This window comes from Streptomyces termitum (assembly GCF_014650175.1).
In the GTDB taxonomy this organism is placed as follows: Bacteria; Actinomycetota; Actinomycetes; order Streptomycetales; family Streptomycetaceae; genus Streptomyces; species Streptomyces termitum.
Genome location: NZ_BMUL01000004.1, coordinates 15,940 through 29,862, shown reverse-complemented (window position 1 = coordinate 29,862; position 13,923 = coordinate 15,940). Strand labels below are relative to the sequence as shown.

The following is a 13,923-nucleotide window of genomic DNA, read 5'->3' as shown; positions in this document are numbered from 1 at the left end:
TGGCGCCCGGTCCCCCTCGGGATCATTCGCGGCCCGGCAGCGTGGGCACCGGGGCGGCGGGGGCGACGTCCACCCCCTTCGTCCGGGGGTCGCGGCGCTCCCGCCGCGCGATCCAGGTCGCGCTCCACGAGAGCAGCATGCACAGGCCGATGTAGAGGGGCGAGATGACCAGGACCACCGGGATGAACGGCAGGTCGTAGTCGAGGTTGGAGGCGATGAGCTTCCCGGCGTGCAGGAACTCCTCGTAGGTGATGAGGTAGCCGAGCGAGGTGTCCTTGAGGGCGACGACGAGCTGGCTGATGATGGCGGGCAGCATCGCCCGGACCGCCTGCGGCACCAGGACGAAGGTCATCACCTGGGTCTTGCGCATGCCGAGGGCGTACGCGGCCTCGCCCTGGCCGCGCGGCACGGCGTGCACGCCGGTGCGGAAGACCTCGGCCAGCACCGAGCCGTTGTAGAGGGCGAGTCCGGTGACCAGGGCGGGCAGCGGCTGCACCTTGAGCGCCACGAAGATGAAGAAGATCATCACCAGTACCGGCATCGCGCGGAAGAACTCCACGAGCAGGGTGGCGATCCAGCGGACCGGGCGGTGGTCGGAGAGCCGGCCGGTGGCGAGGACCGCGCCGAGCACGAGCGAGAGGACGGCCGCCAGCGCGAACGCCTTGAGGGTGTTCACCAGGCCCTTCCACAGGAGTTCCTGGATGCCCTCGTAGAGGAAGGGCCGCCACTTGACGGCGGTGAACTGGTCGGTGTCGAAGAGGAGGTAGAGGATCCAGGCCGCCAGGCCGAGGAGGACGGCGGTGGAGAGCAGGCCGTAGAGGAGGTGGCGGCGGCGGGCGTGCGGTCCTGGGACGTCGTACAGGGCGCTGGCCTGCGGGGGGCGGCTCATCGGGTCACCCCCCAGCGCTTCTCCATCAGGTTGAAGACGGCGCTGATGGCGAGCGTGATGATGAGGTAGCCGACGGCGATCCAGACGAAGGTCCAGATGATGTTGTAGCCGAGTTCGCTCAAGGTCTTGTAGGTGCCCAGGAGTTCGGTGACGCTGAAGGCGCCGGCGATGGCGGAGTTCTTGGCGAGCGCGATCAGGGTGGAGCCGATCGGCGGGATCACCGAGCGGAACGCCTGCGGCAGGACGACCGTGCCCAGGGTCTGGGTGAAGTTCATGCCGAGGCTGCGGGCGGCCTCGCCCTGGCCGACGGGGACGGTGTTGATGCCGGAGCGCAGCGCCTCACAGATGAAGGCCGAGGTGTAGCAGCCGAGGGCGAGGACCGCGAAGACCTCGAAGGGCAGCACCAGTCCGAAGCGGGGCAGGCCCAGCATCACCGCGAAGAAGAGGAGGGTGAGCGGGGTGTTGCGCAGGACGGTGACCCAGACCGTGCCGAACACCCGGAAGGAGCCGACGGGGGCGACCCGGAAGGCGGCCATGACGAAGCCCAGGACGAGGGCGAGCGCGGAGGCGTAGACGGTGAGTTCGAGGGTTCCGAGGAAGCCCTCGCCGTAGAGCGAGAAGTTCTCTGTCAGTACGTCCATGTCAGGGGTGGGGGTCCTCAGTTGGCCGGGTAGCGGTCGATGGCGGGCGGCTTCGGGGCGGGGACCCCGGAGAGGCCGAGGGTCGCGTCGTACGCCTTCTTCCAGTCGCCGTTCTTCTCGTGCGCGGCGATCGCGTCGTCGAGGGCGAAGCGGAGCGCGTCGTCGCCGCGCGGGACGCCGATGCCGTACGGCTCCTTCGAGAACGGCTCTCCGGCGAGCTTGAGTTCGTCGGGGACCTTGGCGGCGTAGCCCATGAGGATGGTGTCGTCGGTGGTGACCGCGTCGACCTGGTAGGTGAGGAGGTTGTCGACGCAGATCGAGTACGTGTCGTAGGCGACGAGTTCGGCCCGGGGATAGTCCTGCTGGATGCGCTGGTAGGGGGTGGATCCCGCCGCCGAGCAGACCCGCTTGCCGTCGAGGTCCTGGGGGCCGTCGATGTCGTTCTCGTCGGTGCGGACCAGGAGGGACTGGCCGGCCATGTAGTAGGGGCCGGCGAAGCCGACGAGCTTCTTGCGCTTGTCGTTGATGGTGTAGGTGCCGACGTAGTAGTCGATCTGCCCGTTCTGCAGGGCGGTCTCGCGGTTGGCGGAGGCGATGGTGCGGAACTCGATGCCGGAGGGCTGGAAGCCGAGCGAGGCGGCCATCATCTTGGCGATCTCGATGTCGAAGCCGGAGTAGCGGCCGGTGGCCGGGTCCTTCTCGCCCAGGTACGGCTGGTCCTCCTTGGCGCCGACGATCAGCCGGCCGCGCTTGCGGGCCCGCTCCCAGGTGGCGGAGGACGGCAGGGCGAAGCCCGCGTCGACCCGGTAGGCGGGCAGCCGGTCGGGCTGCGGGCCCTTGACGGGCGGGCTGCCGGGCCGGCCGCAGGCGCCGAGCAGCAGGCTCGCGAGGAGGAGCGGCAGGACGGCGAACGGGCCCGGACGGCGGTGTGTGCGCTGCATGGTGGCCACCCCGGTCAGTGCGAGAGGATCTTGGAGAGGAAGTCCCGGGCGCGCTCGGTGCGCGGGGCGGTGAAGAACTCCTCCGGGGAGCGGTCCTCCAGGATCCGGCCGTCGGCCATGAAGACGACGCGGTTGGCGGCGGAGCGGGCGAAGCCCATCTCGTGGGTGACGACGACCATCGTCATGCCCTCGCGGGCGAGCTGCTGCATGACCTCCAGGACCTCGTTGATCATCTCGGGGTCGAGGGCGGAGGTGGGTTCGTCGAAGAGGAGCGCCTTGGGGTCCATGGCGAGGGCGCGGGCGATGGCGACGCGCTGCTGCTGGCCGCCGGAGAGCTGCGCCGGGTACTTGTCGGCGTGGGCGGCGAGGCCGACCCGGTCGAGGAGTTCGCGGGAGCGCCGGTCGGCCTCGTCCTTCTTCCGCCGGCGGACCTTGATCTGCGCCAGGGAGACGTTGTCGAGGACGGTCCGGTGGGCGAAGAGGTTGAAGGACTGGAAGACCATGCCGACCTCGGCGCGCAGTCCGGCGAGCGCCTTGCCCTCCTCGGGCAGCGGGCGGCCGTCGATGAGGATCTCGCCGGACTCGACGGTCTCCAGGCGGTTCATGGCCCGGCAGAGGGTGGACTTCCCGGAGCCCGAGGGGCCGATGACGACGACGACCTCGCCCCGGCCGACCGTCAGGTCGATGGACTGGAGCACGTGCAGCGTGCCGTAGTGCTTGTTCACGCCACGCAGTTCGATCAGCGGGTCGGCGGCCATGCGCTGTCTGCCCCTCTTCCTCGGCGGTGTGTCGGGACAGCGCAAACTATCCGCCGGGAAAGGGGCTTCACGCCCGACACGCGCAAGACGGGACGAGCCGGGATTAGCCGTATTTACGACCGATGGGTGAACCGCCGCCGCCCCGCCGGGCGGTCACTGCTCGGCGGCCTCCGCGTACGCCTGGGAGAGTTCGGGGGCGCCGGTCATCGCCCAGTCGAGGCCGTACTCGACGACCGGGATCTCGCGGCCGGACTCCAGGACGACGACCGGACCGCCGTTCGGCCAGACGCGCCAGTGGGCGCCGGGGACGTTCCGCACGATGACGGTGCCGAGGTAGAGGCCCGCGTCGTTCCCGAACCAGGGCAGTTCCTCCTGGTCGTCGCGCCAGCGCGGCGGGAGCTGGTCGAGGCGCTGGAGGGAGCCCGGGGTGTCGTCGAGCGCGACGCCCGCCCGCTCGACCCGGCTGCGGAGCAGCGCGCACTCGGCGAGCAGCTCCGCCACCCCGTCGGGGTCGCGGTCGAAGGCCTCGACCAGGGGCGGCGGTTCGGGCTCGTGGCGCTTGCGCCAGTGGTCGAGAAACGGGATGTTCATCGGAACAGCGTCGCACCGCGGGCCGCCGGTCCACCACCCGGCACGCGGAGATCGTCCCGGTGCGTCCCTGGTCCGTCCCCCGGGCCGGGCCGGGTGGCCGGGCCTGACCAAGTGACCGGGCCGGGGACGGACCGGGTGGCCGGAGGGATGGGCCGGGGACGGACCGGGTGGCCGAGGGACGGGCCGGGGGGACGGACCGGGGCGGTCAGAGGTCGAGGTCGACGACGACCGGGGCGTGGTCCGAGGCGCCCTTGCCCTTGCGCTCCTCGCGGTCCACGTAACTGTCCTTCACGGCACCGGCGAACGGCTCGTTGCCGTAGACCAGGTCGATGCGGATGCCCTTGTTCTTGGGGAAGGCGAGCTGGCGGTAGTCCCAGTACGTGTAGGGGTGGTCGTACTTGAGGGGGCGCGGGACGACGTCGGAGAGGCCGGTGGCGCGCAGGGCGGCGAGGGCGGCCCGCTCGGGCTCGGTGACGTGGGTGCCGCCCTCGAAGACCGAGCGGTCCCAGACGTCCTCGTCGGCCGGGGCGATGTTGTAGTCGCCGAGCACGGCGAAGGGGCGCTCGCCCGCCGCGTCCCCGGCGACGGCCTCCTTCAGCGCCTCCAGCCAGCGCAGCTTGTAGGCGTAGTGCGGGTGGTCGACCTCCCGGCCGTTGGGCACGTAGACCGACCAGAGGCGGAGCGGGCCGCAGGTGGCGGAGATCGCGCGGGGCTCCTGCGCGCCGTCGTACTCGGGTCCGCCGGGCAGGCCGGTGACGACGTCCTCGAAGCCGACGCGGGAGACCAGCGCCACGCCGTTCCACCGGCCGGTGGCGTTGACCGCCGACTCGTAGCCCAGCGCGCGCAGTTCCTCCACGGGGAACTGCTCGGCGGCGCACTTGGTCTCCTGGACGCACAGCACGTCGGTGCCGCTGCTCTCCAGCCAGGCCAGCAGCCGGGGCAGTCGGGCGGTGATCGAGTTGACGTTCCAGGTGGCGATGCGCATGGTGCCCACCCTACTGGCGGCCACCGACAACGGCGGCCCGGACGGGGACGGCCCCGGGCGACGGCGGCCCGGACGCCGGTGGCTCAGACGTCGGCGGAGGTCCCGGGGGCGAGGCGGCGGTGGTCGGTGCCGCCGAGGGCCCCGATCTGCCCGTCGTAGATCGGCCGGGCCAGATCGGTCAGGAGCGCGTCGTGGATGTCGTACGCGCGCCGCGGCCGCACCTCGCGGACGTAGTCGATCACCTCGGAGATCTTGTTCCACGGGGCCATGACCGGCAGCAGCAGGGTGTCCACCGGACGGTCCGGGACGGTGAGGGCGTCGCCGGGGTGGAAGACCGCGCCGTCGACGAGGAAGCCGACGTTGGTGACGCGCGGGAGGTCCGGGTGGATGACGGCGTGCAGCTCGCCGTGGACCTCGACGTCGAAGCCGGCGGCGGTGAAGGCGTCGCCGTGGCCGACGGTGCGCACCCGGCCCGGATAGGCCGCGGACAGCCGGTCGGCCACGCTGCGCAGGGTCCAGAGCTCGACGGCCGGATCGGCGTCGAGGGCGGCGCGCAGCCGGCCCTCGTCGAAGTGGTCCGGGTGCTCGTGGGTCACGAGGAGCGCGTCGGCCCCGCGCACCGCGTCCTCCTCCGTGAACATCCCGGGGTCGAGGACGAGCGTCCGCCCGTCCTTCTCCAGCCGGACGCAGGCGTGGGACTTCTTCGTCAGCTTCACGCGGTCAACCCTACGCCGGGCGTGCGGGCCCGGCGCGGACACGGCCGTCGGCTCACGCCGGCGGGGTGGTCTCCTCGTCGATCACCCGGCCGACGGTGCCGAGCGCGGTCTCGGCGGCCGGGAGGCCGCAGTAGACGGCGGTGTGCAGCACGATCTCGCGGATCTCGGCCGGCGACAGGCCGTTGCGCAGCGCGGCCCTGGTGTGGTCGGCGAGCGCCTCCCGGTGCCCGCCCGCGACGAGGGCGGTGAGGGTGACAACGCTGCGGGTGCGCCGGTCGAGGCCCTCCCTGGCCCACACCTCGCCCCAGGCGTAGCGGGTGAGCAGTTCCTGGAGGTCGGCGGCGCCGGGGTCGGCGAGGGCCCGGTCGACGTGGGCGTCGCCCAGGATCTCGCGGCGCAGCCCGAGCCCCTTCTCGTACGGGTCGGGGCGGCCGGCCGGCGCCTCCTCGGCGTCGCCGGGCGCGGGGACGGCGGCCGAGGCGGGCTCGGCCGGGACGGCCGGCGGCGGGGCGAGCGGCGGCGGGACCGCGAGGGTGCCGCTGGTCTCGTGGGCGGTCGCCGAGAAGTGCTCCAGGAGCAGGTCGGTGACGGCGGCGGGCTGCTCGACCGGGGCGAGGTGGGAGGCGCCGGGGACGACGGCCAGCTTGGCGTCGGCGATCCCGGCGACCAGGGTGCGGGCCTCGGCGGGGCCGGTGACCCGGTCCTCGGAGCCGACCAGGACCAGCGCGGGCACGCCGATGCTGCCGAGCGCGGCCCGTACGTCGAAGACGGCGAGGGCCTCGCAGGCGGCGACGTAGCAGCCGGCGTCGGTGGTGCGCACCATCTGGACGGCCCAGTCGACGATGGCGGGCTGGTTGGCGGCGAAGTGCGGGGTGAACCACTGCTCGGGCGCGGTGCGGGCCACCGGCTCCAGGCCGTTGGTGCGGACCATGACGCCGCGCTGGCGGAACTCGTCGGCGGTGCCGAAGCGGGGCGCGGTGGCGACCAGCGCCAGGGAGGCGACCCGGTGCGGGGCGCGCAGCGCGAGGTCGAGGCCGACGGCCCCGCCGAGGGAGCAGCCGGCGTAGCCGAAGCGCTGGACGCCGAGGCCGTCGAGGACGGCGAGCAGCCGGTCGCCGAGTTCGGCGACGGAGGTGAAGGGCTGGGCCGGGGCGCCGCCGTGGCCGGGCAGGTCGAAGCGGACGACCCGCCGCTCCCGGATCAGGTCGGGAATCTGCCGGTCCCACATGTGGAAGGTGGTGCCCAGCGAGGGGCCCAGGACCAGGACGGGCGCGTCCTCGGGCCCGTCGACTCGGTATTGCAGGGTGTGCGTCGGTGTCTCACTCACTCGCCAGACCCTCTCATCCTTTCGGCCCCGGCGGGGCGGCGGGGCGGGATTCGCCGCCCCGCGCGGGCCGCGTGGCGGGGGCCGGAAGGGAGCCGGGGAGGGGGGCCGGTGGGGGTCAGTGGCCTCGGCGGACGCGGGCGGCCTTGCGGGCCTCGGCGAGTTTGCGGTCCTCGGCGGAGCGGCGGGACTCGTTCTTGGCGCGGCCGGGCTTGCCGGGGACGGTGCCCATGCCCCGGAAGGCGGCGCCGCCGCGCCGGGGGCGCTCGGCACTGGCGCCGCTGCCGGGGACGGGGACGCCGGAGGGGGCCTTGGCGCCGGTGAGGCGGCTGAGCTCGGCCTCGCCGGAGCGGACCCGGGTGACCTGGGGCCGCAGGCCCGCGTCGGCCATCAGGCGCAGCACGTCGCGGCGCTGGTCGGGCAGGACCAGGGTGACGACGGTGCCGGACTCGCCGGCGCGGGCGGTGCGGCCGCCCCGGTGCAGGTAGTCCTTGTGGTCGGCGGGCGGGTCGACGTTCACGACGAGGTCGATCTCGTCGACGTGGATGCCGCGCGCGGCGACGTTGGTGGCGACCAGGACGGTCACCTCGCCGGTGCGGAAGCGCTCCAGGGTGCGGGTGCGCAGCGGCTGGGACTTGTCGCCGTGCAGGGCGGCGGCGCGGACACCGCTGCCGAGGAGGTGGGCGGTGAAGCGGTCCACGGCGGCCTTGGTGGCCAGGAACATGATCACGCGGCCGTCGCGGGCGGCGATCTCGGTGGCGACGGCGAACCGGTCGGGGCCGTGGACCTGGAGGACGAGGTGCTCCATGGTGGCGACGGCGGCGGCCGCGGGGTCGGCGGAGTGGGAGACCGGGTCGTGCAGGTAGCGCTCGACGAGGAGGTCCACGTTCCGGTCGAGGGTGGCGGAGAAGAGCAGCCGCTGGCCGTCGGCGGGCACCAGGTCGAGCAGGGCGGTGACCTGGTCGGTGAAGCCCAGGTCGGCCATCTGGTCGGCCTCGTCGAGGACGGTGGCCGTCACCCGGTCGAGGCGGACGTCCTTGCGCTCGACGAGGTCCATGAGGCGGCCGGGGGTGGCGATGACGACCTCGGCGCCCTCCCGGAGCGCGGTGGCCTGCCGGCCGATCGACATGCCGCCGACGACGGTGGCGAGCCGCACGCCCAGCTCTGCGGCGTACGGGGCGAGGTCGTCGGTGACCTGCTGGGCCAGCTCGCGGGTGGGGACGAGGACGAGGCCCCGGGGCTTGCGGGCCTCGGCGCGCCGGCCGGCGGTGCGGACCAGGAGCGGCAGGCCGAAGGCGAGGGTCTTGCCGGAGCCGGTGCGGCCCCGGCCCAGGACGTCGCGTCCGGCGAGCGCGTCGGGGAGGGTGGCGGCCTGGATCGGGAAGGGCGTCTCGATGCCCCGCTCGGTGAGCAGCCGCCGTATCCCGGCGGGAAGGTCGAACGCGTCGAAGGAGGCGGGCGCGGCGGAGGCGTCGGGGGTGGCCGAGGCGGCGGAGGCGTCGGGGGCGGGGCGGGGCGCTGCGGTGTTCATGGGGTCCCTTGCGGGTCAGGGGCTGGTGGTGGAGACCACGAAGACGCGGGGGAAGGCCGGGTCCGTCAGGTCGACCGTGATGTCGGTGGTCGGGCGGGGTCCCTCGCGGGTGACGGTGGCGCCGGACCAGGCCGTGCCGTCGGTGAAGGTCCAGCCGGCGATGCCCGCGTCGCGCGCGGAGACGGTGACCCGGCCGGGGGCGAGGGCGGAGCGGCTGGTGCCCGACTCGGCGAGGAAGGTGTCGAGGCCGCCGGCGCTGGTGGTGAAGTGCACGTACAGGCGGCTGGTCTTCCAGTTGCTGGTCTCGTAGTAGGCGACGGCGAAGGCGTCCGGGGGGACGGGCACCTCGAAGACCCGGCGCTTCATCAGCGAGGGCCAGTTGTCCTGGAGGCCGACGGCGGAGGACTCGCGCTCCTTGTCGAGGCCGCTGGCCCGGCTCTGCCCGGCGGAGATCACCAGGTAGCCGGCGGGGATGCCGACGAGGAGGACGATGATGACCGCCGTCAGCCAGCGGCGGCGGATCATGTGGCCCCGGTCCTCGGGCATCCGCCCGGCGGCGGTCCGCTGCTCGGGGAGGCGCTCCTCGGGGGGAGCGGCGGGCGGGGGGTGCGGGGTCATGTGGCGGGGTCCTCGGGGGTGCGGGAGGCGCGTCCGTGCGCGCCGGCTCGGAACGCCTGCGCGTAGCGCTCGTACTTCTCGTACCGCTCGACCCGGCGCCGGTTGGCGCGGCGGAAGCGGCGGGCGACGAGGCGGGCGAGGTCGGCGGCGCCGACCATGCCGGCCTCGGGTCCGAGCTGGGCGCGGGTGATGCGGGCCTCCGGGCGGTAGCCGCGGCCGGTGAGGTGGCGGCGGAAGGCGTCCCGGGCGGGGCCGATGAGCAGGTCGTCGGCGGCGGAGACGCCGCCGCCGATGACGAAGCAGGAGGGGTCGAGGGCGGCGGCGAGGTTGGCGATGCCGACGCCGAGCCACTGGCCGATGTCCTGGAGCAGTTCGACGCACATGGCGTCGCCCTCGCGGGCCAGCTCGGTGATGAGGGGGCCGGTGATGTCGGGGACGTGGCCCTTGACCCGCTCGATGATCTCGTGGGCGACCGGGGAGTCGGCGGCGGCCAGCTCGCGGGCCTCGCGGACCAGGGCGTTGCCGGAGCTGTACTGCTCCCAGCAGCCGCGGTTGCCGCAGGGGCAGCGGTGGCCGCCGGGCACGACCTGCATGTGGCCGAACTCTCCGGCGACGCCGTACTTGCCCCGCTTGACCTTGCCGTCCTCCAGGATGGCGCCGCCGATCCCGGTACCGAGGGTGATCATGACGAGGTGGTCCTCGCCCCGGCCGGCGCCGAAGCGCCATTCGGCCCAGGCGGCGGTGTTGGCGTCGTTGTCCACCATGACGGGGACGGCGAGGCGGTCCTGGAGGGCGTCCCGGAGGGGTTCGTTGCGCCAGGCGAGGTGGGGGGCGAAGAGGACCCTGGCCCGGTCGGCGTCGACCCAGCCGGCCGCGCCGATGCCGACGGCGTGCACGTCGTGCCGGTCGGAGAGGTCGAGGACCAGGTCGGCGATGGTGTCCTCGACGACCTTGGGGCTCTTGGACTTGTCGGGGGTCTCGGTGCGGATCTTCTCCAGGATGGTGCCGTCGGCGTCGACGACGCCCGCCATCACCTTGGTGCCGCCGATGTCGATGCCCACCGTCGGCACCCGGGGCGCCGACAGGTGGGAGCGCCGCTCGCGGGTCCCGACGGTCCGCAGGACGCCTCCCCGGGCGGCGGGGTCACGGTAGGTACTCATCGGATCGATTCTGCCAGGCGCGGCGTCGGGTCCGCGTCACGAAGCGGCGGGCCGCTCCAGTTCGTGGCGGAGGTCGTCGAGCTCGCTGCCGCCGGCCATCTGCCGGGTCAGCTCGTCGAGGGTGACCTCGCCCTTGGTGTGGCTCGCGGCCATCGTGCCGCGCTTGAGCAGCACGAAGCGGTCGCCGACGAGGTAGGCGTGGTGGGGGTTGTGGGTGATGAGGACCACGCCGAGGCCCTGGTCGCGGGCGGCGGCCACGTATTTGAGGACGACCCCGGACTGTTTGACGCCGAGGGCGGCGGTCGGCTCGTCGAGGACGAGGACCCTGGCGCCGAAGTGGACGGCGCGGGCGATGGCCACGCACTGCCGCTCGCCGCCGGAGAGGGTGCCGATGGGCTGGTCGACGTCGCGCAGGTCGATGCCCATGCGCAGCAGCGCCTCGCGGGTGGTGGCGCGCATCAGGTCGACGTCGAGGCGGCGGAGGGGGCCCTTGCCCTTCGTGGGCTCGGAGCCGAGGAAGAAGTTCCGCCAGACCGGCATCAGGGGGACGACGGCGAGGTCCTGGTAGACGGTGGCGATGCCCCGGTCGAGGGCGTCGCGCGGGTTGGCGAGGGCGACCTCCTCGCCCTCGATGCGGAAGGTGCCGGCGTCGTGCCGGTGCAGCCCGGCGACGATCTTGATGAGGGTGGACTTGCCGGCGCCGTTGTCGCCGAGGACGCAGGTGATCTCGCCGGCCCGGACCTCCAGGGAGACCCCTTCGAGGGCGCGGATGTTGCCGTAGTACTTGGAGACGTCGTCCAGCTCCACCAGGGGGGCGGTGTCGGTCGTCACTTGGTGGCCTCCACGCGCTTGCGGATCCAGGCGTTCAGGAGGGTCGCGAGGAGCAGCATCGCGCCCAGGAAGAACTTGAACCAGTCGGGGTTCCACTCGGCGTAGACGATGCCCTTGCTGGTCATGCCGAAGATGAGGGCGCCGACGGCGGAGCCGATGGCGGAGCCGTAGCCGCCGGTGATCAGGCAGCCGCCGATGACGGCCGCGATGATGTAGATCAGCTCGTTGCCGACGCCTTCGCCGGACTGGACGACGTCGAAGGAGAGCAGCAGGTGCTGGCCGGAGATCCAGGCGCAGAACGCGACGCCCATGTAGAGGCCGATCTTGGTGCGGTGGACGGGGACGCCGACCGCGCGGGCGGCGTCGGCGCCGCCGCCGACCGCGAAGATCCAGTTGCCGAAGCGGGTCCTGAGCAGGATCCAGGTGGCGACCGCGACCAGGGCGAGCCACCACAGGATGGTGACCTTGAGCTCGACGCCGCCGACGGTGAGGGTGGAGGCGAAGAGGGCGTGGGCGGAGGGGAAGCCCTCCATGTCGGCGATCGACTTGGTGGAGACGGTGCCGGCGATGAGTTTGGTGAGGCCCAGGTTGAGGCCGGTGAGCATGAGGAAGGTGCCGAGCGTGATGATGAAGCTGGGCAGCTTCGTGCGGGTGAGCATGAAGCCGTTGAAGGCGCCGATGGCCAGGGTGACCAGGAGCGAGACGCCGACGCCGACCCACACGTTCGCGGTCATCTGGTAGCTGGACATCGAGGAGACCAGGGCGGAGCTGGTCACCAGGACGCCGGCGGAGAGGTCGAACTCGCCGCCGATCATGAGCAGCGCCACCGGGACGGCCATGATGCCGAGGACCGAGGCGGCGTACAGGACGGTGCCGAGGCTGGAGGGGCGCAGGAAGCTGTCGGCGACGAGCGAGAAGAAGACGAAGACGGCGATCGCGCCGACGACCGAGCCCAGCTCGGGGCGGGCGAGGAGCTTCTTCAGGGGGCTGGTGCGCAGCAGCCGTTCGTCGACGTGGTCGAGGCCGTCCGGTGGCGGGGCGGTGGTGCTCATCGGGTCCCCCGCTCCGTGTACCGCTTCAGGGCGCCGGCCTGGTCCTTGGTGATGATCTGCGGGCCGGTGAGGACGGGCTTGCCGCCGCCGAGGACGTCGGCGTTGTAGCGGTAGAGCCAGAGCAGGTCGACGGCCTCGTAGCCCTGGAGGTAGGGCTGCTGGTCGACGGCGAAGCCGAGGGTGCCGGCCTCCAGGGCGGCGGCGACCTTGGCGTTGAGGTCGAAGGTGTCGATCTCGGCCGTGCTGCCGGCGCTCTTCGCGGCCTGGACGGCGGCGTCGGCGAAGGGGGCGCCGAGGGTGACGACGGAGTCGATGCCCTTGTCGGCCTGGAGCTTGGCCTCGATGGACGCCTTCACGTCGGGCATGTTGGTGCCGTCGACGTAGAGGTTGACGAGTTCGCCGCCGAAGGTCTCCTCGGTGCCGGCGCAGCGCTGCTCGTGGCCGACGTTGCCCTGCTCGTGCAGGACGCAGAGGGCCTTCTTCCTGCCCCGCCTGTCGAGCTCCTCGCCGACGGCCTGGCCGGCGACGGTCTCGTCCTGCCCGATGTGGGTGAGCGCGCCGAACGCCTTGGACTGCTCGGCGCCCGAGTTCACGGTGATCACCGGGATGCCGGCCTTGACGGCCTTCGCCACGGACGCCTTCATGGCGTCGGGCTTGGCGAGGGTGACGATCAGCCCGTCGACGCCCTTGGCGACGTACGAGTCGATCAGCTGCGCCTGCTGCTGGGCCTCGTCGCTGTGGGCGTAGAGGAAGTTGATGTTGTCCTTGGCGGCGGCCTGCTCGGCACCGTTCTGGACGATGTCCCAGAAGGTGTCGCCGTCGCCCGAATGGGTCACCATCGCGACGGTCCAGCGGGGGGTGTCCACGGCCGACCGGCCCTGGGCGGCGGCCGCCTTGCGGGCGTCCTCCGCGCGCTTGCCGCCCGTGCTGCTGCACCCGGCGAGCGCGCCGGTGAGCGCGAGCGCGAGCACGGCGCCGACGGCGGCGCGTCCCCCTCCTGTCCGAAGCCCTGTCCGAAGCCTGGTCACGAGGTCGTGCCCTCCTTTATGTCCTTCTGCGTGCATTGCAGTATCGGTCATGCGGGTCGCGGCGCTCGCCCGGGGGCCCGTCCCCGGGCTCCGGCCCTACGGACGGACCATCAACTGGAACTCGAAGGAGTAGCGGCCGGCCCGGTAGAGGTGGGAGCCGAACTCGACGGCCCGGCCGGTGGTGTCGAAGGTGGTGCGCTCCATGGTGAGGAGCGGCGCGCCGGGCTCCTCGTCCAGGAGCGCGGCCTCCTCGGGGGCGGCGGCGCGGGCGCCGATGGACTGGCGGGCGGTGTGCAGGGCGGGTCCGGCGGCGCGCAGCAGGCGGTAGAGGCCGGTGGACTCCAGGCCGGCGGTGTCGACGAGGCCGGCGGGCAGGTGGTTGCGGAGGCGGGCGACGGGCGCGCCGTGCGCGGTGCGGAGCCGTTCCAGGTAGTGGACCTCGGTGCCCTCGGGGAGGCCGAGGGCGGCGGCGACCGGGCCGGTGGCCGGTTCGAGGCGGTCGACGAGGAGGCGGGTGCCGGGGCGGTGGCCGGCCGCCTCCAGGTCGTCGTAGAGGCTGCTCAGCTCCAGCGGGCGGCGGACCCGGGAGTGCACGACCTGGGTGCCGACGCCCCGGCGGCGGACGAGGAGCCCCTTGTCGACGAGGGTCCGCAGGGCCTGGCGGACGGTGGGCCGGGACAGGCCGAGGCGGCCGGCGAGGTCGATCTCGTTGCCGAGGAGGGTGCCGGGCGGCAGCGTCCCGTCGGCGACGGCCCGCTCCAGCTGCCGGGCCAGCTGGGAGTGGAGCGGGACCGGGCTGGCGCGGTCCACGGAGAGGGGCGGCAGGGGGGATCCGGACGGCGGGGCCACGAGAGGGCA

15 protein-coding genes are annotated in these 13,923 nt (G+C 73.2%); all 15 read right to left on the bottom strand.

Annotated features, from left to right (window positions below; genetic code table 11):
- Nucleotides 1-22: 22 nt before the first annotated feature.
- The 15 genes from IE219_RS08750 to IE219_RS08680 all read right to left on the bottom strand — a co-directional run bounded on the left by IE219_RS08750 (nucleotide 23) and on the right by IE219_RS08680 (nucleotide 13,875).
- Entirely contained in the window at nucleotides 23-889 is an 867-nt protein-coding gene (locus IE219_RS08750) for an amino acid ABC transporter permease (RefSeq protein ID WP_189976022.1), read from the bottom strand.
- A complete protein-coding gene (locus tag IE219_RS08745) occupies nucleotides 886-1,530 on the bottom strand; it encodes an amino acid ABC transporter permease (protein WP_189976021.1) in 645 nt (214 codons plus the stop codon). The genes IE219_RS08750 and IE219_RS08745 overlap by 4 nt, the downstream gene beginning before the upstream one ends.
- A gap of 17 nt (nucleotides 1,531-1,547) precedes the next feature.
- Nucleotides 1,548-2,471 (bottom strand): glutamate ABC transporter substrate-binding protein, encoded by a 924-nt coding sequence (locus IE219_RS08740; RefSeq protein ID WP_189976020.1) that lies wholly within the window; start codon nucleotides 2,469-2,471, stop codon nucleotides 1,548-1,550.
- Between the two features lie 14 nt (nucleotides 2,472-2,485).
- The gene (locus IE219_RS08735) at nucleotides 2,486-3,229 is read right to left on the bottom strand and encodes an amino acid ABC transporter ATP-binding protein (protein WP_189976019.1); all 744 of its coding nucleotides are present in this window, start codon (nucleotides 3,227-3,229) and stop codon (nucleotides 2,486-2,488) included.
- A gap of 153 nt (nucleotides 3,230-3,382) precedes the next feature.
- Nucleotides 3,383-3,820 carry a DUF6278 family protein gene (locus tag IE219_RS08730; protein WP_189976018.1) on the bottom strand — a complete coding sequence of 146 codons (438 nt, stop codon included), beginning with the start codon at nucleotides 3,818-3,820 and terminating at the stop codon, nucleotides 3,383-3,385.
- A 205-nt stretch (nucleotides 3,821-4,025) separates the two neighbouring features.
- On the bottom strand, nucleotides 4,026-4,805 hold the full coding sequence (locus tag IE219_RS08725) for an exodeoxyribonuclease III (RefSeq protein ID WP_189976017.1): 780 nt from the start codon (nucleotides 4,803-4,805) through the stop codon (nucleotides 4,026-4,028).
- An 83-nt stretch (nucleotides 4,806-4,888) separates the two neighbouring features.
- The gene (locus tag IE219_RS08720) at nucleotides 4,889-5,521 is read right to left on the bottom strand and encodes an MBL fold metallo-hydrolase (RefSeq protein WP_189976016.1); all 633 of its coding nucleotides are present in this window, start codon (nucleotides 5,519-5,521) and stop codon (nucleotides 4,889-4,891) included.
- Between the two features lie 52 nt (nucleotides 5,522-5,573).
- A complete protein-coding gene (gene pcaDC / locus IE219_RS08715; RefSeq protein ID WP_189976015.1) occupies nucleotides 5,574-6,848 on the bottom strand; it encodes a bifunctional 3-oxoadipate enol-lactonase/4-carboxymuconolactone decarboxylase PcaDC in 1,275 nt (424 codons plus the stop codon).
- Between the two features lie 115 nt (nucleotides 6,849-6,963).
- Nucleotides 6,964-8,376, bottom strand: a complete 1,413-nt coding sequence (locus IE219_RS08710; protein WP_189976014.1) for a DEAD/DEAH box helicase — start codon at nucleotides 8,374-8,376, stop codon at nucleotides 6,964-6,966.
- 15 nt (nucleotides 8,377-8,391) lie between these two features.
- Nucleotides 8,392-8,994, bottom strand: a complete 603-nt coding sequence (locus IE219_RS08705; protein ID WP_373298800.1) for a hypothetical protein — start codon at nucleotides 8,992-8,994, stop codon at nucleotides 8,392-8,394.
- Nucleotides 8,991-10,154, bottom strand: coding sequence for an ROK family glucokinase (locus tag IE219_RS08700; protein ID WP_189976013.1), 1,164 nt, complete (start codon nucleotides 10,152-10,154; stop codon nucleotides 8,991-8,993). Before IE219_RS08700 ends, IE219_RS08705 begins: the two co-directional genes overlap by 4 nt.
- Nucleotides 10,155-10,190: 36 nt before the next feature.
- Nucleotides 10,191-10,985: an ATP-binding cassette domain-containing protein gene (locus IE219_RS08695; protein WP_189976012.1), complete on the bottom strand. Its 795-nt coding sequence runs from the start codon at nucleotides 10,983-10,985 to the stop codon at nucleotides 10,191-10,193.
- Nucleotides 10,982-12,037 carry an ABC transporter permease gene (locus IE219_RS08690; RefSeq protein ID WP_189976011.1) on the bottom strand — a complete coding sequence of 352 codons (1,056 nt, stop codon included), beginning with the start codon at nucleotides 12,035-12,037 and terminating at the stop codon, nucleotides 10,982-10,984. Before IE219_RS08690 ends, IE219_RS08695 begins: the two co-directional genes overlap by 4 nt.
- A complete protein-coding gene (locus tag IE219_RS08685) occupies nucleotides 12,034-13,065 on the bottom strand; it encodes a sugar ABC transporter substrate-binding protein (protein WP_229849667.1) in 1,032 nt (343 codons plus the stop codon). The genes IE219_RS08690 and IE219_RS08685 overlap by 4 nt, the downstream gene beginning before the upstream one ends.
- Before the next feature lie 96 nt (nucleotides 13,066-13,161).
- Nucleotides 13,162-13,875, bottom strand: coding sequence for a GntR family transcriptional regulator (locus IE219_RS08680; RefSeq protein ID WP_308434019.1), 714 nt, complete (start codon nucleotides 13,873-13,875; stop codon nucleotides 13,162-13,164).
- Nucleotides 13,876-13,923: the final 48 nt, after the last annotated feature.